The sequence below is a fragment of the Celeribacter baekdonensis genome, assembly GCF_900102315.1.
GTDB lineage: Bacteria > Pseudomonadota > Alphaproteobacteria > Rhodobacterales > Rhodobacteraceae > Celeribacter > Celeribacter baekdonensis.
The window spans coordinates 42389-64030 of sequence record NZ_FNBL01000006.1 but is presented as its reverse complement, the minus strand read 5'-3'; the positions used below and the strand labels follow the sequence as shown (position 1 = coordinate 64030).

General features: G+C 57.5%; 18 protein-coding genes. 3 read left to right on the top strand and 15 right to left on the bottom strand.

Features of this window, described 5'->3' with window-relative positions:
* Positions 1 to 4: 4 nt before the first annotated feature.
* The 8 genes from BLT54_RS11495 to chvE all read right to left on the bottom strand — a co-directional run bounded on the left by BLT54_RS11495 (position 5) and on the right by chvE (position 10015).
* Positions 5 to 928, bottom strand: coding sequence for a 2-dehydro-3-deoxygalactonokinase (locus BLT54_RS11495; RefSeq protein WP_074645113.1), 924 nt, complete (start codon positions 926 to 928; stop codon positions 5 to 7).
* Positions 925 to 2442 carry an aldehyde dehydrogenase (NADP(+)) gene (locus BLT54_RS11490; protein WP_074645111.1) on the bottom strand — a complete coding sequence of 506 codons (1518 nt, stop codon included), beginning with the start codon at positions 2440 to 2442 and terminating at the stop codon, positions 925 to 927. The genes BLT54_RS11495 and BLT54_RS11490 overlap by 4 nt, the downstream gene beginning before the upstream one ends.
* A gap of 16 nt (positions 2443 to 2458) precedes the next feature.
* A complete protein-coding gene (locus tag BLT54_RS11485) occupies positions 2459 to 3376 on the bottom strand; it encodes a dihydrodipicolinate synthase family protein (protein ID WP_074645109.1) in 918 nt (305 codons plus the stop codon).
* Positions 3377 to 3394: 18 nt separating this feature from the next.
* A complete protein-coding gene (locus tag BLT54_RS11480; protein ID WP_074645106.1) occupies positions 3395 to 4324 on the bottom strand; it encodes a Gfo/Idh/MocA family protein in 930 nt (309 codons plus the stop codon).
* Positions 4324 to 6069 carry an L-arabinonate dehydratase gene (gene araD, locus BLT54_RS11475; protein ID WP_074645104.1) on the bottom strand — a complete coding sequence of 582 codons (1746 nt, stop codon included), beginning with the start codon at positions 6067 to 6069 and terminating at the stop codon, positions 4324 to 4326. The genes BLT54_RS11480 and araD overlap by 1 nt, the downstream gene beginning before the upstream one ends.
* Before the next feature lie 24 nt (positions 6070 to 6093).
* On the bottom strand, positions 6094 to 7305 hold the full coding sequence (gene mmsB / locus BLT54_RS11470) for a multiple monosaccharide ABC transporter permease (RefSeq protein WP_074645101.1): 1212 nt from the start codon (positions 7303 to 7305) through the stop codon (positions 6094 to 6096).
* A gap of 12 nt (positions 7306 to 7317) precedes the next feature.
* Positions 7318 to 8835, bottom strand: coding sequence for a multiple monosaccharide ABC transporter ATP-binding protein (mmsA, locus tag BLT54_RS11465; RefSeq protein ID WP_074645444.1), 1518 nt, complete (start codon positions 8833 to 8835; stop codon positions 7318 to 7320).
* Between the two features lie 127 nt (positions 8836 to 8962).
* Positions 8963 to 10015: a multiple monosaccharide ABC transporter substrate-binding protein gene (chvE, locus tag BLT54_RS11460; RefSeq protein ID WP_074645099.1), complete on the bottom strand. Its 1053-nt coding sequence runs from the start codon at positions 10013 to 10015 to the stop codon at positions 8963 to 8965.
* 162 nt (positions 10016 to 10177) lie between these two features.
* Here chvE and BLT54_RS11455 point away from each other — a divergent pair, with 162 nt between their 5' ends.
* A complete protein-coding gene (locus BLT54_RS11455) occupies positions 10178 to 11095 on the top strand; it encodes a LysR family transcriptional regulator (protein WP_074645097.1) in 918 nt (305 codons plus the stop codon).
* A gap of 258 nt (positions 11096 to 11353) precedes the next feature.
* Here the strand turns inward: BLT54_RS11455 and BLT54_RS11450 are convergent, their stop codons facing one another.
* The 5 genes from BLT54_RS11450 to BLT54_RS11430 all read right to left on the bottom strand — a co-directional run bounded on the left by BLT54_RS11450 (position 11354) and on the right by BLT54_RS11430 (position 15859).
* Positions 11354 to 11995, bottom strand: a complete 642-nt coding sequence (locus BLT54_RS11450; RefSeq protein WP_074645094.1) for a queuosine precursor transporter — start codon at positions 11993 to 11995, stop codon at positions 11354 to 11356.
* A 95-nt stretch (positions 11996 to 12090) separates the two neighbouring features.
* Positions 12091 to 12972, bottom strand: a complete 882-nt coding sequence (locus tag BLT54_RS11445; protein WP_074645092.1) for an esterase-like activity of phytase family protein — start codon at positions 12970 to 12972, stop codon at positions 12091 to 12093.
* Positions 12945 to 13868, bottom strand: a complete 924-nt coding sequence (gene mepA, locus BLT54_RS11440; RefSeq protein WP_143026800.1) for a penicillin-insensitive murein endopeptidase — start codon at positions 13866 to 13868, stop codon at positions 12945 to 12947. Before mepA ends, BLT54_RS11445 begins: the two co-directional genes overlap by 28 nt.
* The gene (locus tag BLT54_RS11435) at positions 13865 to 15253 is read right to left on the bottom strand and encodes an MFS transporter (RefSeq protein ID WP_074645090.1); all 1389 of its coding nucleotides are present in this window, start codon (positions 15251 to 15253) and stop codon (positions 13865 to 13867) included. The genes mepA and BLT54_RS11435 overlap by 4 nt, the downstream gene beginning before the upstream one ends.
* Before the next feature lie 69 nt (positions 15254 to 15322).
* The gene (locus BLT54_RS11430; protein ID WP_074645439.1) at positions 15323 to 15859 is read right to left on the bottom strand and encodes an acyl-CoA thioesterase; all 537 of its coding nucleotides are present in this window, start codon (positions 15857 to 15859) and stop codon (positions 15323 to 15325) included.
* Positions 15860 to 15993: 134 nt separating this feature from the next.
* Between BLT54_RS11430 and BLT54_RS11425 the strand changes: the two genes are divergently transcribed.
* Entirely contained in the window at positions 15994 to 16281 is a 288-nt protein-coding gene (locus BLT54_RS11425; RefSeq protein ID WP_074645088.1) for a YggT family protein, read from the top strand.
* Between the two features lie 106 nt (positions 16282 to 16387).
* Positions 16388 to 18460, top strand: coding sequence for a DNA helicase RecQ (recQ, locus tag BLT54_RS11420; RefSeq protein WP_074645086.1), 2073 nt, complete (start codon positions 16388 to 16390; stop codon positions 18458 to 18460).
* Between the two features lie 19 nt (positions 18461 to 18479).
* On the opposite strand, the gene BLT54_RS11415 is transcribed toward recQ, so the two are convergent.
* Complete coding sequence (locus BLT54_RS11415; protein ID WP_074645083.1) at positions 18480 to 20663, bottom strand: ATP-binding protein; 2184 nt, start codon at positions 20661 to 20663, stop codon at positions 18480 to 18482.
* A gap of 205 nt (positions 20664 to 20868) precedes the next feature.
* Positions 20869 to 21612, bottom strand: a complete 744-nt coding sequence (locus tag BLT54_RS11410) for a metallophosphoesterase family protein (RefSeq protein WP_074645081.1) — start codon at positions 21610 to 21612, stop codon at positions 20869 to 20871.
* Positions 21613 to 21642: the final 30 nt, after the last annotated feature.

Sequence of the window (21642 nt, the reverse complement as noted above, 5' to 3'; positions counted from 1 at the left end):
GTCCTTATGGCTCAAACATATGTGGGTAAGCGGCGCATAATCCGCGCAGGGCAAGATCACGCCCATCCTCAATTTGCGGCACAGCACCAATCTCGGAAAGGGCGCGCGCGTAAAGCGCGGTCAAGGACCCGGCACCGATCAAAGCCACCTTTTGCCCCTCCCAAAAATCGCGGGTCGCGGCCAGTTCCATGCCGATCAAAAGCCCGGACAGCCGTGCGCGCAGCGTCGCGGGGGGCGTGGCGTACAAAAGGCTTTCGGCGCGCAGGGCGAACAGCGTGGCAAAAGTCGCATCGGGCGCGCGCCAAGCCTGTCGCACGCCTTCAATGAACGCGATCTCATCCAAGTCATCCCCGGCAAGGTCGCGGCCAACACTGTGCCGCAACACGGAGTGTTCGGACAAAAGCGCAAACATCTCGCCCGTCATGACGGTGCGAAAGCCGCTTACGCTGCCCTGCGCCAAAGACACCCATTTGCTGTGGGTGCCGGGCAGGCAAAGGGTGCCGTCAAACTCGGGATGAAGGGCCGCGAACCCGGCGATTTGGGTCTCTTCACCACGCATCACATCGGCGGGCGTGGCTTGGGACAGGCCCGGAAGGATGCGCACGGCGATCAAGGGCGATGTGACCAAAGGGGTGATGCCCCCGGCCCCGAGCGCACTCAAAGCTACGGGAACCGACAGATACGGCGCTTCGGCCCAGCCTTGTCTCGCGCCCGCCATGCCACAGATCAGCACAGGGGTCGTGCGCGCAGGATCAAGCAACCCCTCGCAAAGGGTCAGGAGCACCGCCTCAAACTGGTTCGGCGTCAACCGCCCCATGCCCTGATCCGAGTCCCGTTCGATCCTCACCTGACCTTGGGTATCTATCGCCCAAAGCCTGAGGTTCGACGTGCCCCAATCGACGGCAATCCAGTTTGCCCAAGTGTTCACCCGACAAGATCTCCCGGCAGGATGGCCTCTGGGAGGTTTTGGTAGCTGACGGGACGCAGGAAGCGGCGGATCGCCATGGTGCCGACAGAGGTTGCGCCAAAATTGGTGGACGCGGGGTAAGGCCCGCCATGCACCATCGCATCACAGACTTCGACCCCGGTTGGAAAGCCATTGGCGAGGATGCGCCCGGCTTTGCGTTCGAGGATCGGCAGAAGGCTCTGTGCCAGATCGGCGTCATCCGCATCCATGTGCAGCGTACAGGTCAACTGACCCTGTAGCGATTTGGCCACCGCACGCATTTCATCCACATCCGCCACCCGAACAATCAGCCCAAGCGGCCCAAAGACCTCTTCGCCCAAAGCCTCATTGGCCAGCCATTCGGCCCCGGTCGCGGCAAAAAGATAAGGGGTGGCGTTGCGCAGGTCGCAGGTCGTGGTCAGCACCTCCTGCACACCGCTTGTGGCGGCGATTTTGTCACGGCCAGAGCGGTAGGCCTTGGCAATCCCATCGGTAAGCATGACTTGAGCACCCGTGGCAGACAGGGCTTTGACAGCGGCGTCCATATAGGTGTCGGCGTCAGGCCCGTCGATGACGACGGAAATGCCGGGGTTGGTGCAAAACTGCCCCGCGCCCATGGTTAACGATCCGGCCCAACCTGCACCAAGCGCCTCGGCGCGGGCCGACATGGCGTTTGGCAAAAGGAACATCGGATTGACCGAGCCCAATTCGCCAAAGAACGGGATCGGTTCCGGACGCCGGGCGCAGAGATCAAACAAGGCACGACCGCCACCCAAGGAACCGGTGAAGCCCACGGCGCGGATGAGCGGATGCTGCACAAGCGCCGCCCCGACATCGCGCGAGCCGCCTTGTACCAGTGAAAATACGCCCGGATGCACACCGCATTTTTGGATCGCGGCGTGGATCGCCTCGGCGATGATTTCGCCGGTGCCGGGGTGAGCGTCGTGGCCCTTGACCACAACCGGACAGCCCGCCGCCAGCGCCGACGCGGTGTCGCCGCCTGCAGTCGAAAAGGCCAGTGGGAAATTCGACGCGCCAAACACCGCAACCGGGCCAATCGGGCGCTGCATCATCCGAATGTCGGGGCGTGGCAAAGGTTGACGATCTGGCAGCGCCACATCGTGACGACGATCCAGATACGCGCCCTTGAGGATATGCGTTGCAAACAGGCGCAACTGACCAGTGGTGCGGCCACGTTCGCCCTGAAGGCGGCCTTCGGGCAGGCCGGTTTCTTGCGACCCGATCTCGGTGATCGTCTCGGCACGGGCTTCGATCTCGTCCGCGATGGCGTTTAAAAACGCCGCGCGATCGTCGCGGGAGCTATAGCCAAAGGACCAAAACGCCTCTTCGGCGGCCTGCACTGCACGGTCCACCAGGTCAGGTGTGCCATGTGAGAACGGATGCGACGGGCCGTGAGCCGGGGCGGAGGCAAAACTTTCCGCGCTTGCAACCCAGTCGCCCGCGATCAGGTGTTTGCCGTGTGGAGTAAAGGTCATGGGAGGATGTCCTATCTTATTTGCCCCATTTCAGGGCGATAACGTCAAGCTCATGCGCCAATTGCAACAGTCGTGTTTTGGTGCGCGCGCTCATCGGTTGCAATGGGGCGCGGACATGATCGCTTTGGATCACGCCGCCCTCCATCATCACGGTTTTCGCAGCTTTGAGACCACATTGGCGGTTTTCATGATTGATCAACGGCAGGCACAGACGCCATTGATCCAAAGCCGCGTCAATGTTGCCGGCGCGGTAGTCGATCAGGATGGGGCGGATTTTTTCCGGCTGAAGCGCGGAGGTCATCGTGCCAGTACAGCCCGCGTCCAGATCGGCCAAAAGTGTGACGGCCTCTTCGCCATCAAAGGGGCCGACGATGTGATCCCCGCCCGCCTCGATGAGGGCGGCGAGTTTATCGGCGGCAAAGGGTGTCTCCATCTTGAAATAAGACACGTTTTCGATCTCTTTTGCCATTCGAACCAAGAAGGGCACAGATAATGTCACCCCGGACAAAGGGGCATCTTGCACCATGATCGGGATGTTCACCACGTCAGAGACGGCTTTGAATTGGCCAAAAATGGCGTGTTCGGGCGGGACAAGTCCGACGCCATGATAGGGCGGCATCATCATCAACATCGCGGCGCCCATGGCCTGTGCTTCGCGTGCACGCGCGACAACAATCTCATTGGCGAAATGCGAAATGGTCACGATCACCGGAACGCGGCCCGCGACATGTTCCAAACTCACACGGGTCAAAAGCGCGCGTTCCTCGTCGGACAACAGGAATTGTTCAGAGTAATTGGCCAGGATACAGATCGCATCGACACCTTGGTCGATCATACAATCCAACACGCGTTTCATGCCTTCGCTGTCGACTTGACCATCGGCAAAAAACGGCGTGGGGGCGACGGGAAGAATGCCAGTTAAGGGGTGTTTCATAGCGGGAAATCTTTCGTGTCAGTCGTGAAAAGGGTCAACGGCGACCCGGCGGCCAAGGGCCAGCGCGTCCGAGACATGCACCATCGGGCGCAGGTCCATGTCGATACCACCACGCGCGATCAAAGCGGCCATATTGGCGTAGAGGCGTGGGTATTCGCCAGAGAGCGGATTGTTGTCGACAAGCGCATCTTCACGGCCATCAACCATGATCCGCGCGCCGCCATCCAAAAGCGTCAGCGTGCCTTGATCGGTCACCGCCTCAATGGTCCATATTTGATCCCCCTCTTGGCGCCAATCAAACACGGCACTGACCTCGGCGCCACGGGGATGATAAAATGCCAGATTGGTGGCAATCGGGGTCTGGCGATTGGTCGGCACCATCAGTGTGGCGTCACGCAGGTGGATGTCCACGGGCAGAATCTCGGTCACGATAGACAGCGCATTGATGCCCGGATCAAACACGCCCATACCGCCCGGCTCCCAAATCCAGTCTTGGTTCGGGTGCCAGCGCCGCACATCTTCTTTCCACGTCACTTTCAGGCTCAAAAGCGTCTTATCCGACAACCATGCTTTGGCCAGAGCCACCTTATCCGCTTCGCGCGAATGCCATGTGGCATAGAGCGAAAGGCCTTGGTCCTCGGCCAGTTTGGTCAGCGCATGACATTCGGCCAAGGTCGCTCCGGGGGGCTTTTCCAACATCACATGACGACCGGCCTTGAGCGCCTTGGCGGCGTATTCAAACCGCGGCACGGGAGGCAAGCACAGAGACACCATGGCGATGTCCGGGTGCTCGCTCAGGAGCTTGTCAAAATCGGTGTAGCTGTCGATGCCGTCAAGGGTGCCATGGCGGGATAACGTGGCCGCCAGTTCCCATTGATCCGAGGCCGCAATCGAGGGGACATGTTGGTCCACCGCGATTTTGCCAATCCCTACAAGTGCGAGTTTCATCAATGCGAATCCTTTCCAACCGCCGAACCGCGACAGCCCTTGAGGAAGTCCAGATCGGCACCCGTGTCGGCACCCTCAACGTGGTGTTGGTGCAACCAGGCATAACCACTGTCGGCGCGCTCATGCTGGGGTGTCCAGCTTGCGAGCCGTTCGGCCAATTCCGCATCCGAGATGTCCAAATGCAAGCGACGATTGGCCACGTCCAACTCGATCATATCGCCATTTTGCACCACGGCCAGCGGGCCACCGGCGGCGGCTTCGGGCGAGGTGTGCAGTACCACTGTGCCGTATGCCGTGCCCGACATGCGCGCATCAGAGAGGCGCACCATGTCGGTGATGCCCTTTTTCAGGATCTTCGGCGGCAGGCCCATGTTGCCAACCTCGGCCATGCCCGGATAGCCTTTGGGGCCACAGTTTTTCATCACCATGATACAGGTCTCGTCAATGTCGAGATCGGGGTCGTTGATTTTGGCTTTATAATCGTCGATGTCCTCAAACACGACTGCGCGGCCCTTGTGTTGCAACAAAGCGGGCGTGGCGGCGGAGGGTTTGAGCACCGCGCCTTTCGGGGCCAAATTGCCTTTGACCACAACGATGCCACCCGATTGTGTGAGCGCCTTATCGGTCGGCAGGATCACGTCCTCATTGTGGTTCACGACGTCTTTGACCTCGTCCCACATCGACTGACCGGAGACAGTGATCGCGTCTTTGTGGAGCAATCCGCCTTCGCCCAAGCGTTTGAGCACCACAGGCAGACCACCGGCGTAAAAGAACTCTTCCATCAGGTATTTGCCCGAGGGCATCAGGTTCACAATCGTCGGCACATCCCGGCCACAACGGTCCCAATCCTCAAGCGTCAGATCAACGCCTGCACGCCCCGCCATGGCCAAAAGGTGGATCACCGCGTTGGTCGATCCGCCGATGGCGGCATTGGTGCGAATGGCGTTTTCAAACGCCTCTTTGGTCATCACATCGGAGGGTTTCAAATCGTCTTTGACCATCTGAACGATGCGTCGCCCGGACAGCTGTGCCATGACGCGGCGGCGGCTGTCCACGGCGGGGATCGCGGCATTGCCAGAGAGCGCCATGCCCAAGGCTTCGGCCATCGACGCCATGGTCGAGGCGGTGCCCATGGTGTTGCAGGTGCCGGTGGAGCGCGACATCGAGGCTTCAGCCTCCAAGAACTCGTCCTGCGTCATCTCTCCGGCTTTCACAGCTTCGGAGAATTTCCACAAATGCGTGCCTGATCCGACCCGTTCATTGCGATAATAGCCATTGAGCATCGGCCCACCGGTGACCACGATGGCGGGCAGATCGACAGAGGCCGCGGCCATCATCAGTGACGGCGTGGTCTTGTCACAGCCGACCAAAAGCACACAGCCGTCCATCGGTTGTCCGCGAATGGTTTCCTCCACCGCCAAAGCGGCCAGATTGCGAAACATCATCGCGGTCGGGCGAAAGGTGTTTTCCGAGGCGGAGAACACGGGCACTTCGACCGGGAAACCGCCGGCTTCCCAAATGCCCGCTTTCACCTTTTCGGCCAGTTCCTTCATGTGGATACCGTTGCAGGGCGACAGTTCGGACCATGTGTTCAGGATGCCGATGATCGGGCGTCCGTCGAACAGGTCATGCGGGTAGCCTTGGTTTTTCATCCAGCCGCGATGGTAAATCGTGTCGCGGGAATTGCCGCCGTACCACTCTTGGCTTCTGAGTCTGCGCGGCCATTTTGCAGGAGTAAATGCCATGGGATGGCTCCTTTCCGTCAGGCCTCAGCCTTGTTTGTTTTTGTTGTAAACGTCGAAGAACACGGCAGCGAGCAGCACCAAGCCTTTGATCACCTGTTGGTAATCAATGCCGATGCCCATGATCGACATGCCGTTGTTCATCACGCCCATGATAAAGGCACCGACCACGGCCCCGATGATCTTGCCCGATCCGCCCGACATCGACGCGCCGCCGATGAACACCGCCGCGATCACATCGAGTTCGAGTGAAAACCCTGCCTTGGGTGTCGCTGTGTTCAACCGCGCGGCAAAGACCAACCCGGCCAAAGCGGCCAAAACGCCCATGTTCACAAAGGCCAAAAAGGTCAGACGTTCGGTTTTGATACCCGACAGTTTCGCGGCCTTTTCATTGCCGCCCAGCGCATAGATGCGGCGGCCAATGACGGTGCGTTCGGTGACGAAAGCGTAGATCATGATCAACACGCCCATGGTCACCACCACATTGGGCAGACCACGGAAGGTCGAGAGTTTGAACATCAGGAACACGATTGCCGCACTGACGATCAACGTACGGGCCCAGAACAGCCCCGCAGGTTCGCTCTCAATGCCATAGTCCATATCGCGTTTGCGCGCCTTCAAACCCATGCGGATGACAGTGGCTGCGGCGGCAAGGCCCAAGACAAAGGACAGCACGTTGAATTTGCGCGCGTCAAAAAGCATCGCCAGACCTTCGCCCCAGCTTGCCGGGAAAAGCTCCGGCACGAAGCCGGTTGAGATGATTTGAAAACTCTTGGGGAAGGGGCCAACCGATTGGCCTTCAAGCAGCCACAGCGACAGCCCACGAAACACCAACATGCCCGCCAAGGTCACGATGAAGGACGGGATGCGCCAATAGGCCACGAAATAGCCCTGCGCACCGCCAATGGCGGCCCCCGCGATCAAACATATCGGCACAGTTACTGCCACTGGCATATTGTAGTGAACGATCAACACGGCGGCCAAAGCGCCGACAAATCCCATCACCGAGCCGACAGACAGGTCGATATGGCCTGAGACAATGACGATGAGCATCCCCAGCGCCATGATGATCACATAGCTGTTTTGCAAGAACAGGTTGGTGATGTTCACCGGGCGCATCAACGTGCCGCCGGTGACGATTTGAAAAAACACCATGATGGCGATCAGTGCAAACAACAGACCGAAATCGCGCATATGGGCGGCCAAATGTGCCTTGATCCCTTTGGTTTGAGTGTCCATTTCCACGGTCCCTTATTCGTTGACGATGAGCGACATGATGCGCTCCTGGTTGGCCTCTTCGGCGGAGAGTTCGCCGACAAAAGCCCCTTCGTTCATGACGTAAATGCGATCGCTCATGCCCAGGAGTTCCGGCATCTCAGAAGAGATCATCACGACCCCTTTGCCCTGTGCCGAGAGCTCATTGATGATCGCGTAGATTTCATATTTCGCGCCCACGTCGATGCCGCGGGTCGGTTCATCAAGGATCAAAACCTCGGGCGAGGTGTTCAGCCATTTGGCCAAAACCACCTTTTGCTGGTTGCCGCCTGACAGATTGCCGACCTTTTGAAACACCGAAGGCGTGCGGGTGCGCAGCGCCTCGCGGTAACCTTCGGCCACTTTGGTCTCTGCGTTGGCGTTCAAAACTCCGCCTTTGGACACGCCTTCCAGATTGGCCAAAGTGGTGTTGAACCGAATGGTTTCGTCCAGGATCAACCCAAGACTTTTGCGGTCCTCGGTGACATAGGCCAAGCCCGCCTTGATCGCGCGATCGACGCGAGAGACGTCGGCCTCTTTGCCATGCAATTTGACCGTGCCCGTGATGCCCCGCCCATAGGAGCGGCCAAAAATCGACATCGCCAATTCGGTTCGTCCTGACCCCATCAGGCCCGCAATGCCAACGACTTCACCGGCGCGGACATTGAACGCGATGTCTTTGATCACCTGACGCTCAGAATGTTCGGGGTGCCAGACGTTCCACCCGTTGATTTCCATCAACATTTCGCCCGCCCGGCGGGTGCGTGCCGGATAGCGGTCGGACATGTCGCGCCCCACCATATCACGCACGATCTGATCTTCGGACAGGCCCGCCTTAGCGTCCAATGTCGACACCGACCGACCATCGCGGATCACAGTCACCGTGTCGGCGACATAACGCACCTCGCCCAGCTTGTGCGAGATGATGATAGAGGTGACGCCCTGCGCCTTGAGTTCCAACATCAGGTCCAAAAGTTTGCGCGAGTCACCCTCTTGCAGCGCCGCTGTCGGCTCGTCGAGGATCAAAAGCTTCACATCCTTGGAGAGCGCTTTTGCGATCTCGACAAGTTGTTGTTTGCCGACACCAAGACTGTCGATCAGCGTGGTCGGGCTTTCTTTGAGGCCAACTTTTTTCAAAAGCGCGCTGGTGCGTTGGTTGGCCTCATACCAATTGATCACACCGGCTTTGGCCGTCTCATTGCCGAGGAAAATGTTCTCAGCAATCGACAGTTGCGGCACCAAAGCCAACTCTTGGTGAATGATGATGATGCCGCGATCTTCGCTGTCGCGGATGCCCTGAAACTGCGCCAAAGCGCCCTCAAAATGAATCTCGCCGTCATAGCTGCCTGCCGGATAGACGCCGGACAGAACCTTCATCAAGGTTGATTTTCCGGCACCGTTTTCGCCGCAAATGGCGTGAATTTCGCCGCCTTTTACCGCAAGGTTCACCTGATCAAGCGCCTTCACGCCGGGGAACTCTTTGGTGATGTCTCGCATTTCGAGAAGTATGGTCATGATGTCCCCTTTGAGCGCCACGCGCTCCGTCCCGCCTTTGTCCGCGCCCACCCCGGTGGGACAAAGGAAACGCGTCGCCCGACCCCGGAAAGGACCCGGACGACGCTGATCTCAAATCAAGTGGAGGTTACTTGATCTGATCCATGCTGTAATACCCGGAGCCGATCAGCACCTCTTCCCAATTGCTGGCGTCAACTGCGACAGGTTCCAACAGGTAGGAAGGGATGACTTTGACGCCGTTGTCGTAGGTGGTGGTGTCGTTGATTTCCGGCTCTGAGCCGCCCAGCACCGCGTTCACCATGCCAACGGTCACTTTTGCAAGCTCGCGCGTGTCTTTGAACACGGTCGAATATTGCTCGCCTGCCAAGATGGATTTCACCGACGGCACTTCTGCGTCCTGACCGGACACGATCGGCATTTTCAAATCGCCGGAGCCGTACCCCACGCCTTTGAGCGAGGACAGGATGCCGATGGAGAGGCCGTCATAGGGCGACAACACGCCGTGGACCTCTTTGTCGGTGTAATTGGCGGACAAGATGTTATCCATCCGGGCCTGCGCAACAGCGCCGTCCCAGCGCAGGGTGCCGACTTTGTCCATGCCCATTTGGCCGGACTGTACAACGACCGTGCCATCGTCAATCAAAGGCTGAAGAACCGACATCGCGCCATTGTAAAAGAAATAGGCGTTGTTGTCGTCCGGCGAGCCGCCGAAGAGTTCGACATTATACGGCCCGTCGCCAAACCGCGCTTTCAGGCCCTCAACGATGGAGGTTGCTTGCTGCACACCGACTTTGAAGTTGTCAAAGGTAGCATAGTAATCAAGATCGCCCGAGTCGCGGATCAACCGGTCATAGGCGATGACTTTCACGCCAGCCGCCGCCGCATTTTCCAAGGCGTTCGACAAGGTGGTGCCGTCAATTGCCGCAATCACCAACACGTCCACACCTTTGGTGATCATGTTTTCGATCTGCGCCAATTGGTTTGGAATGTCGTCCTCTGCATATTGAAGATCGGCGGTGTAGCCTGCCGCTTCAAGTTCCTTGACCATATTGTCCCCGTCCGCGATCCAACGCGCCGAGGATTTGGTCGGCATGGCAATGCCCACAAGCCCGTCTGCATAGGCCGCCGCCGACAATGCGATTGCCGCAGTGGCTGCGGCAAGAATGGTTTTGAGTTTCATAGTTCCTCCCAATCGGACGCTCCACACGGCCTCCCCGGCCGTCTCCCACGTCCCGTTTCAGGGTTGATCCCCTGCGGACGGACCCTAGGCAGGGTTCACATAACTGTAAAATTCTATTATGCGTGTTTTGCATATCATTTAAGTTATGTAAGGCGTATCCCCATGGCCCATCTGCGACAAACCAAAGCAACCCACCTTGGATTGATCCTCAAAATCGCCGAAGTGGGGCAGTTGCAAAAGGCCGCGTCTTCCATGGCGATGTCGCAACCTGCCGCTTCTCGTATCTTGGCCGATATAGAAAAAAACGTGGGTGCGCCGCTGTTTAAGCGCGGGCCAAAGGGCATGGAGGTCACGCCGCTTGGCATGGCCTTTGTCCGCCATGCCCGCGTGATCCTCTCGGAACTCGATGGTTTGGACAAAGACGTTCAGCGGCTCAAAAGCGGACAGGCGGGGGAGGTTCGGATCGGGTCCGTCACAGGCCCTGCGGTCTCGACCCTGATGCCCGCGCTTGAGGCGGTGCGCGCGCGTTCGCCGCATATTGACGTGACCATCGAGGTTGGTCCCTCCGTCGATCTGGTGCGGGGGCTGGACGAAGGTCGATTCGATTTCATCTTTGCCCGTATCCCGGCAACACAAGACAGCCGGGATTTTTTGGTGCATCCGGCACAGGAGGAAATCGTCCGTCTGATCATCCGCGACACCCATCCTTTGGCGGGCCGCGCCAATGTGCGGCTTGAGGATTTGCATGACTATGATTGGGTCATTCAGGAACGCGGTTCACCCATCCGGCTTGCGGTAGAAGAGGCGTTTCACAGCGCGGGCGAACCCACGCCACCACGCATTATCAACAGTTCGTCTTTGTTGATCGTGTTGGCCATGCTCGAAAGTTTGAACGTGATTGCACCGCAATCCAAAGAGGTTGCGAGCTTGCTCAGCGGCCCCATTTTAGGCGGGCATCTGACCACCATTGACCTTGCGGAAAAGATCACCGTTTCGCCCTATTACATCATCCGCAACCGCTTCAAGGAGCTGCCACAGGCCGCCAAGGATTTCTACGACGAGGTGTTGTTGCGCATCTGAGTTGGCTCCGCTTTGGCCAAAGAGACGGGCAAAGGAAAAGGGCTGTCCAGATCAGACAGCCCTTCGAGATCTTCGGAGATGGGCCAGTTAGGAAAGGCCCAATCAGGGGTGTTTAACCCAAAGGACTGCCTCTAGGTCGCGGCCCCCCCGACTGTCTTGACCTCATTCTCCACTATCACTCTAGACACTGGACCACCTCCTTTCGATGAATTGCCGATAGTTGGATCGTGGCACAGATTTGGTATATGGCAAGTAAAATTATACCAAAGGTGCCGTCATCCGCCTAACAATGAGGCGGAAAGGCACAAGAGCGATTAAGGCGAGGGCAAGTTTTACACCCCAATCGGCCACTGCGAGCGAGACCCAGAGCGGAACAGCAGGCCCGACCAAAAGAAACGGCACCGCGTCCCAGGCCCAGGAAATTTCCATGTCCGCAGTTTCGCCAAAGAAAACAATGGACTGAGAAAAGGCGAGAGTGAAAAAGATCGTGGTGTCCAAGGCCGATCCGATGAAGGAGGAGGCAAATGGTGCTTTCCACCATGCCCCATCCCGCAACTTATTGAAAATAAAGACATCAACAAGCTGAGCGACAAGGAACGCCGTGGCAGACCCCACAGCCACGCGCAACGCGACTGCGGCGTAGGTGTAGCCATCGCCTTGCAACATGATTTGCGTCCCGATGAGCGAACACAGGATGCCGGTGGCAAAGCCTGCAAAAATCACCTTGCGCGCAGATTGCACGCCATAGACGCGATTGATCACATCGGTGACGAGAAAGGCGAAGGGGTAAGTGAATGCGCCCCAAGTCAGAAGCCCATCAGCGATGAGGAATTGAACGAGGATATTGGAGGCCACAACAATGGCGGCCATGGCAAGAATGCCAGGAAGGATGCGTTTCATATGTGATCCGTTTTTTATCGAAGGTGACGGCAACTCGGCCCCGCGACTGCGAGGCGATGGGCGCGTTTAACCCCAGCATAGATGTAATTCAAGCGCTATTTCGGGATCAGGTAATCGACCAATTCGGTGCGTTGGAAGAATCGAAAATTGTCGTCGGAGATCATCGTCAAATGAATCCCCGCCGCATCGGACCAAACGGAAATGCCCTCAAGATTGTCATGTGTGCCCGTCATTGTGCGCAACACCTCGACCTCATTGGCGGGGCCATTGGGCGTCATATCGAACCGCCGCACACGGCTTGAAAACCCGATCCCGGTGAACCAACGTTCCAAAAGATAGAGTTTCCCATCCGGGCCAAAATCCATCCCGACGGGCAGGAAATCCGTGCCACTTTGCCGTGGGATCGACCATGGCTGATCCCAGCCTGTCCCGGCGCGATAACGATAGAGCGGAAAGGGTCGCTCCATCGCCCCGGAGCGTTCCGGTAGCGTAAAAATCGCGCCGGAGGCATCCACGGCAATGGCCTCAAGCGATGAATTGGCCTGCATCTTGGCGAAATCGGGGTGGCCCTTGAGATCCACCGTCTGACCATTTGCCAGCGACAGTTTCGCGACCCGATGTTTGCCTTCAAAGGAGACATAGGCGGTGCCGTTTGGTGCCAAAGCAAACCCTTCAGAATCGCCTTTGACCACCCCCAAAGCGATACCATCCTTTGATTTAAGGCGTTGAATCGTTTCAATCTGAGCTGCGGACACGGCGCCATTCTCCGTGCGGGTCAATGTCCCGGAAAACAGGTTTGCGCGATCTGAGAGCGCGTAAAAGTGACGCCCATCTTCAGAGATTTCCAATCCTGAAAACCCACCAAAACGCTCCTCAGTTGAGGACCACACAAATCTGCCCAGGTAGCGCGCGCTTTCGGCCTGTCCTGTGAGCGGGACAAGGCTCGCGATCAGCGCGAGAAGGCTACGGCGGAGCATTGTGCAGGCAGTGTTGCGAGGGTGATTAGGGGTTTCGGTTTCGCAGGCTTGGCATTGGGATTTGGCGGCGGCGGATTGAGGATGTTGTTCACCCAGTCCTGTGCATCGGCACAGCCATCGCCCGGCGGTGGCGGGGCTTGATCCTCACAGGATCTATCGCCTTTCGGACAATTCAGCCGCACATGGAAATGATAGTGGTGACCATACCATGGGCGGATTTTGCGCAGCCACGCCCGGTCGCCCGTTTCATCCTGACACATCTGAACTTTCGCGCCCGGAAAGACAAAAATCCGCGCCACGCGAGGGTCACTTGCCGCCGCTTTCAAAACCTGATGATGCTGTGGCGTCCAACTGTCGTTGACATAGGCACCAGCGGCGCGTCGCATCGAAATCGACGAAATGTTTTCGCGTTCCGACGCGGTCAAATCCAACCGTTTCGGCGGCAGCATCCAAATGTCAGCGTCCAGTCCGATCTGGTGGCTGGCATGGCCCGAGGACATCGGTCCGCCACGCGGCTGGCTCATGTCACCCACATAAATGCCGACCCATCCCGGTTGCACGGCCGCTTTGCGAGACAAATCTTCGAGGAAATCAATCAAAACAGGATGGCCATAATTGCGGTTGCGTGACAGGCGCATGGCTTGCCATGTCGGCCCGGTTTCGGGCAATTGCGCCGCCCCTCCGATACAGCCCTTGGCATAGCTGCCAAAGGAGGCGGGGTCTTGTCTTGAGGGGGCCGCGATTGGACCAAAGACCTCTTTGGCGGGCCTGTGATCCGACGAGGACACCGTGACCTTGTGCGCGGGGACCTTGTGCGCGGGCGCGCGGTCTTTTGCGCCGCCCACACAGGCGACAAGTATCACACAGGCCAACACGCCAACCCAATTACGCATCATTCTGACACCTTCGTTCCTTCTTGCGTTCCCTCAGGATGGACCCAAGCTAACAGCACAAGCCCAAGAAGGAAAAGCCCGATCAGCGGCATAATGCCGAGGCGCTGCGATCCTGTGACATCAGACATCACAGCGATCAAGCCAGGTGCCAGAAAAGACGTCGCTTTTCCCGACAATGCGTAAAGTCCGAACGCTTCTGTCATCCGATCCGGGTCAGCCTGACGCACCATCATTGTGCGGCTCGCCGATTGGATCACGCCCGCGACAGCGCCCAAGACCGCGCCGCAGATGTAAAACGCCACATCCGGCAGTTTGCTTGTGGCATCTACAGCCATGAACAACACGCTGTCGCGGGTGATGGTCAAGATCACCAAACAGGTCGAAACCAGCACAAGGATGCAGAAAACGATCACGGGTTTGGGGCCAAATTTTTGATCTGCAAAGCCGCCAAAATAGGTAAAAATCGCGCCGGTGAGCGCCGCCAAAATGCCGAACACGCCAATGTCGACCACGCTCCAGTTGAGCGCACCAAGGGCGTAAATTCCGCCAAAGGTGAACACGCCGTTCAACGCATCGCGGTAAAACATCGACGAGATCAGATAGGAGAACAACGATTTGCGCGAGGGCAGGGATTCGAGCGTGCGACCCAGATCACGAATGCCCTTTGACACAGCGTCGGTGAGCGACAGGCCTTTGACCTTTGGCTCTTTGACCCAAAGGAAAAATGGGATCATCGAGATCACAAACCAAAGCGCCACGAAAGGGCCGACAAACCGCGTGCCTTCGCGCATCTCCGGGTCAAACCCGAACAGGGGCGGGATGCCCAAAAGCGTCACGCCAGAGGCATTTTCGGCAAAGAGCAACAGCATGATCACCAGTGAAATGATCCCGCCGACATAGCCCCAAGCCCAACCGTCGCCTGAGATTTTGCCAATCTCGGCGCGCGTGCCCAAAGCAGGCAACAGCGCGTTGGTGAAAATCGTGGTGAATTCGACCCCAATAAGGCCCAACCCAAAGAAAATCAGCACAAGAACCGTGGGAAAATCGCCCGGTGCCGCGAGCCAAAGCCCCGCCGCGCCAATGGCATAAAGCGCTGAAAACAGTTTGATCCACGGCATCCGGCTGCCGCTTTCATCCGCGATGGAGCCGAGCAAAGGCGCGCTGACCGCAATCAACAATCCGGTCACGGTCAAACCATAGCCCCAGATGGATTGCGCCTGTGCCTTGGCCTCCAGCGTTTCCATACCGCCAGCAGTCAGATAAGAAATCACCTGTTCAGCAAAATAAGGCCCGAAAATAAAGCTGATGATGAGCGTGTGAAAGGGCTGCGTCGCCCAGTCATACATCATCCAGCCCCAGATACGTTTTTTGTGACTTGGTGCGCCCATGGTCCTGCCTTCTCACCTCATTTGACGCGATAGAACAGGCAAACCGTGACGTGCGCAACGCCTAAGACATCAATCGCGCACAGGTGGCCATGGCCGCGTGTTATCCGCCTCAATCCAATTTTGAACCCACTCGGGTAGGGCTGGGCTTTCGACCTCAGGCTCGATCATCGTCAAAAGGTCGCGTGGCGGTACCATTTTGCGGTTCTTGATCACGGCCCCCCGAAGCAAAATGTGGTTACAACATTCGCCTTTTTGGTCCCACATGGATTGTTCGATATAGAGAAACCTGTCGTCAAACCCCAAAGGTTTGGTCCACATATCGACCTTTTGAAACGTCGTCACCCGCTTGCGATAGCGCACCGAGGCCCCAGCCACAGCCATGCCAAACCCACCGGCTTTCGCGGCCTGTGCCGTGCCATTGCGGATCGACATCGGAATTCGACCAAGGTCAAAGAGTGTTAAGGTTCTTCCGTTATTCAACTCAAGCCAAAGGTCGATGTCCCAAGGCAGGCAATAGTGATGCGACAGATGTGCGTCGAACAGGCCAAGTTTCGGCGTGTTACGCACTTTTCGAGCTTGATGGATCATGCGGACAAATGGATACATGCGTAAACCTTTCGCAGTCGCGGCAAATTCGGTCAAGCCGGGACGTTGCGGCACAGGATGCGGCATCGTCCATCTTGCACGATCGGGACAGAGCCCTTAGGTGTCTATTTGATCTGAAACAGCGGACCCAAGCGATGAAATCAATTTTCGACATTCTCCTCATGATCCTCGGCATTGTGAAATTCGTCATGATCGTTCAGATCATCATGAGTTGGTTGATCAACTTTCAGGTGCTCAACGTGCGCCAGCCTTTGGTCTATCAAATCTGGGAAGGCCTCTCGCGTCTGCTTGAGCCAATCTATCGCCCGATCCGTAAAATCCTGCCGCCGATGAGCGGTCTGGATCTTGCCCCGCTTGTGGCCTTCATTGCCATCTATGCGCTGGAGCGGATCATCTACAACAACGCGGGCATGTTCTACTAAAGCGTTTCAAAGCTAAGTTCAGACATGATTTAAACCCGAAACACCTTAAGCCCTTGAGCCTCACGTCTGCCCGTGCGATTCTGCCCGCAACAAAGAGCAGGATCACATGGACACCTTACAGGCGGACCCGACGCACACAGGAGACCACGCGCGCGCGCTTCTCTCTTCCGTTTTCGGATTTGACGCGTTTCGTCCCGGCCAGGAAGAGATCGTTGATGCCGTCATCGCGGGGCGCAATGTCTTGGCGATCATGCCGACGGGTGGCGGCAAATCGCTGTGTTTCCAACTTCCCGCGATGGTGCGTGACGGGCTGACCGTGGTCATTTCTCCCCTGATTGCCCTGATGCGCGATCAGGTTCAGGCGCTCAAGGCGGTGGGGGTCGAGGCGGGCGCGCTCACCTCTGGCAACACCGATGAGGAGACCGATGAGGTCTTCGCAGCCCTGTCTGAGAACCGTCTCAAACTCCTGTACATGGCCCCCGAACGTTTGGCCTCTGGTGGCACTTTGCCCCTGCTGCGTCGGGCCAATGTGTCGCTTATTGCCGTGGACGAGGCGCATTGTGTGTCGCAATGGGGCCATGATTTCCGGCCCGATTATTTGCGCATCGGCGATCTGCGCCGCGCGCTTGATGTCCCATTGGCCGCATTTACTGCGACCGCAGACGAAGAAACCCGTGGCGAAATCATCACCCGGCTGTTTGACGGTCAAACGCCCGAGGCCTTTCTGCGCGGCTTTGATCGGCCAAACATCCACCTCGCCTTCGCGGTCAAGGATCAGCCCCGCCGCCAAATCCTTGGCTTTGCCTCTGCGCGCAAGGGCCAATCCGGCATCGTCTATTGCGGCACACGCGCCAAAACCGAAAGCCTCGCCAAGGCGCTCACCGATGCGGGCCACCTCGCGCAGGCCTATCATGGCGGCATGGAGCCGGAGCGCCGCCGCGATGTTGAACGTCAGTTTCAACAAGAGGACGAGCTGATCGTCGTCGCCACCGTTGCCTTTGGCATGGGCATCGACAAGCCGGACATCCGCTGGGTCGCCCATGCCGATCTACCGAAATCGGTCGAAAGCTATTATCAGGAAATCGGGCGTTCGGGCCGCGATGGCGCGCCGGCTGAAACCCTCACGCTCTTTGGTCCTGACGACATCCGGTTTCGCCGCACCCAGATTGACGAAAGTCCGGCCCCTTCCGAACGCCGCGCCGCCGATCATGCTCGCTTGAACGCGCTGTTGGGATTGGCGGAGGCGCAAACCTGTCGGCGCCAAACCTTGCTCTCCTATTTTGGTGAGACCTCGGCGCCTTGTGGAAATTGTGACCTGTGCGACAGTCCGCCTGCGCTGTTTGATGGCACGGTCGCGGTGCGCAAGGCGCTGTCTGCCGTGTTGCGGTGTGACGAGGGCTTTGGCGCGGGCCATCTGATCGACGTGCTCACCGGGACGCTGACGGATAAGGTCAAGCAATGGAATCACGACCAATTGTCGGTGTTCGGCGTTGGGAAAGAGTATGACAAACGGCAATGGAATGCGGTGTTTCGGCAAATGATGGGGGCCGATCTTGTGCGGCCCAACCCGGATCGGTTTGGCGCGTTGTTCATGACCGAACCCGCGATGCCGATCCTCAAAGGCGAGGCCAGCATCACCCTGCGCCGCGACACATTGGCGAAAGCGCACAAAGGCCCGGTGGCCAAGGCGCTGGTGTCGGACGAAGACGCGCCGCTTTTGTCCGCGCTCAAGGCCAAACGCCGCGCCCTTGCCGAAGAGCAACGTGTGCCAGCCTATGTTGTGTTTGCTGATCGCACCCTGATCGAAATGGCCGAAACACGGCCACAGAGTCTGGATGACATGGGGCGGATTGGCGGCGTTGGAGCCAAAAAGCTCGAACGTTATGGGGATGCCTTTCTCTCGGTCATCTTAGGCGCGCCCAGCCCCGAGGTGCATCCGTCTCGACGTAAACTTGCGAGTTCTGGCGGTGGCGATCTGTTTGATCACCTGCAAGAGATTCAGAGTCAGCTCGCGCGCGGCGATTGCGGAACGTTGAAGCCGCTGACGCTTTCGCCCGGACAGATTGCCAAAATCGTCCAGTTGCGTCCGCGAGATCTTACCGCGATGGCTCGCATCATCGGTGAAAAGCCCGCCGAGCGGTTTGGACCGGCCATGTTGGACGCGATCGCGGCGGCTTAAACCCGAAACACTTGGCGGATCATTCGCCCGCCATGACGGTCCCACTGACGGAACGTGCGGTGGTCTCTTCCGGGAGAATCGAACAGCAACCCTTGGGAAGTTCCGTCAAAATACGATCTATAATTGACGCCTTACGCAGAGGTTTTGTCATATAATAATCCAAGCCCGCCGCAAGAATGTCTTGTTCATCGCCCGCCATCGCATGCGCCGTCAGTGCCACAATTGGGACATGCGCCCCGGTGTCAATTTCAAGCGCGCGGATTTGACGAGTGGCCTCTTTGCCATCCACCTCGGGCATGGAAATATCCATAAAAATCAAATCCGGTTGAAAACCCTGATACTGCTCCACCGCCTCGCGCCCATTGTTGGCAAAGCGCAATTCGATGTTGAGGGATTTGAGCATTTTACCAAACACCAACTGGTTGGTTTTATTGTCTTCAGCCGCCAAAACCCGCATGCGACGGCCGGATGCGGATATCGGTTGGCTCAACTCTTCTGGGATGATTGACGATAAGGTGCGCCACAGGTTTGCCCGCAACAGTGGTTTTTGCAGTGTTGTGGCATCATGCCCGTCCAAAGACCCCGCCGAAACCGGCCCGGAGGTCATCAACAGGATCGGCGCCGTGACACCACGTATGCGCAGCGTTTTTATCAGCGTGCCAATGTCGGTGTGTGGCATATTGTTGTCGATCAAATAGACCTGCGCATCCAGTGGAGACGCCAAAAGCGCGTCGGCACTTTCAAAGGGCGAGACCTCAAACCCCAGCACCGTCAATTGTTTTTCCAAGATCAAGGAATTGGCATTAATATGATCCAAAAGCGCGGCTTTGTGCATCCATGAGGGCAGGCGCTGATCCTCGGGCTGGGCAATCACGTCCATGGTGATGTGGAAGCCAAAGCAGGATCCCACGCCCTCTTCGCTATCGACCCAAATCTCCCCCCCCATCAATTGCACAAGCTGACGGGTGATCGCGAGTCCGAGGCCGGTGCCTTCGAATTTCCGATTGCGCTCGTCTTCGACTTGATTGAACTCACCAAAAATATGCTCGATCATATCATGGGCAATGCCGATCCCGGTGTCCTCGACAGAGACATGGACGCGCTGGCGTTTGCCGCCCTCTTCGGGCAGACCAACCACCCGGACGATGACGTGACCCGAATGGGTGAATTTCACCGCATTGCCGACTAGATTGGTTAAAACCTGACGCATCCGGCCTGGATCACCGATAAAGTTGGTCGGCAAGAACATGTCATAGTCGATGATCAGATCGACTTTTTTCTGGGTCGCGTTCGGTTGCAACAGCACCAGAACATCCTGAATACAGCGTTCAAGATCAAAGGGTTCCGGGTGTAAGGACAGTTTTGAAGCTTCGATTTTCGAATAATCCAATACATCGTTGATCAATCCCAAAAGCGCCTCGCCCGAGGATTTGATGGTTTCGACGTAAAGGATTTGTTCCTCGTTCAATTCGGTTTCCGCCAAGAGGTCGGCCATACCAACCATGCCGTTCATAGGCGTGCGGATTTCGTGGCTCATATTGGCCAGAAACGCGGATTTGGCGCGGTTGGCGGCCTCGGCCTTGGACCGCGCCTTTTTGAGCCGTTCTTCATAGCGGATCGTCGAGGTGATATTCAGGCCCAAGGACACCATGTCGCCATCCGATGAGCGGCGGTCGACGAGTTTGACGAATTGGTTGTTCCAAAGTCGCAGAACATGGGGTTCACGCGACGGCGCACGCCAACGCGCCATCGCCCGTTCGATAAAGGCATCGCGGGTCAGATCACCGATATCGATGATGCCCTCTTCGACCGCGAGTTTGAGAATGTCGGGATAGCTGATGCCGGGTTGGATGTCTTCGAGCCCGTCAAACACCCGAAGATAGGCGGGGTTGGCGGCGATCATGATGTCAGACGGGTCAAAAACGGCGAACCCGTCCTGAATGGTTTCAAGCGAATCCCAAAGGCGGCGTTCGGCGATATGGACGGCCACATTGGCCTTTTCCAAATCCTCTTTGGTGCGCATGTTTTCGCCACGCAGCACCTCGGTCTCTTCGCGTTTGACGATGATCTCATCAGACAGATGACGGGCGTGTTGCGACAGTTTGCGATTGGCTTCGAAAAGCTCGGCCTGTTTGAGTTCCAGAAGCCGTTCAGCGGCAAGACGCGCGCGGCGTTCCTGAGAAAACGTTTCAGACAATGACATGTGGGACCTCTTCAAACCCTGCCCGGTCCTGTTCAACCGGGGCTTTGCGGTAGAATGGTCCAGACAGGGTGAAAAGAGTCTTAATCAAATTGCGAAAATTGACAGGAAAAGACTGCGCAGAGGCGCAAATCCGCGCGATCACACAAGAGATGTCATGCGTTGAGGCTGTCAGATTGCCGATGGCGAGGCCGTGCGATGTCGCAGCTTATCCGGGTTTGGCGTGTGTCAAAGGCTTGCGACCGGTCTCGGTCACCACCTCTTCATGGCCGTGTTCGATCACCAATGTCGTCATCGGGTGGCCATAGCCCGCGCCCGAATCAATGTCGATGCGGTTGCCAAAATGGGTGGGTTCGTCCAAGGCCGTGTGCCCATGCACCACCATCATCGGTAGCGTCCCGTGATAATCGAGCCAGCCTTCGCGAATCCAGATCAGATCCTCTTCGTCTTGATCCTCAAGTGCCACACCGGGCCGAATGCCCGCATGCACAAAAAGATAATCCCCCCATTGATGGGTCAGCGGCAGGTTTTCGATAAAGTCCAAATGGGCCGCAGGGACGCCTTTATGGGCCCGCATGTGACAAAGTTCAAAGTCTCCGTCTTTGGCCTCAACACCATAAGAGGCCAGCGTTTCGACCCCGCCAAGCGCCGGGTGCAGCCAGCTTTTGCCGGATTTGATCTGAGCATCATGGGCGATCCCGTGGCGCACAAAGCGGGTGAACATCCGGTCATGGTTGCCGCGAATGGCCAACCATGGCTGACCCGCCGCCATCCCATCCATCAGATATTGGATCACACCTTTGCTGTCCGGGCCACGATCGACATAATCCCCAAGGTGGATGATCTTCGCATCGGGGTCACCAACGCGCACCTTATCCGCTTCAATCCGCTTATGGGCGGCCTTGAGCATGTCGAGTTGTCCGTGAATGTCTCCGATGGCGTAGATGCGCATGTGTCTCTCCTGTGCTGAGGCCAAAATAGA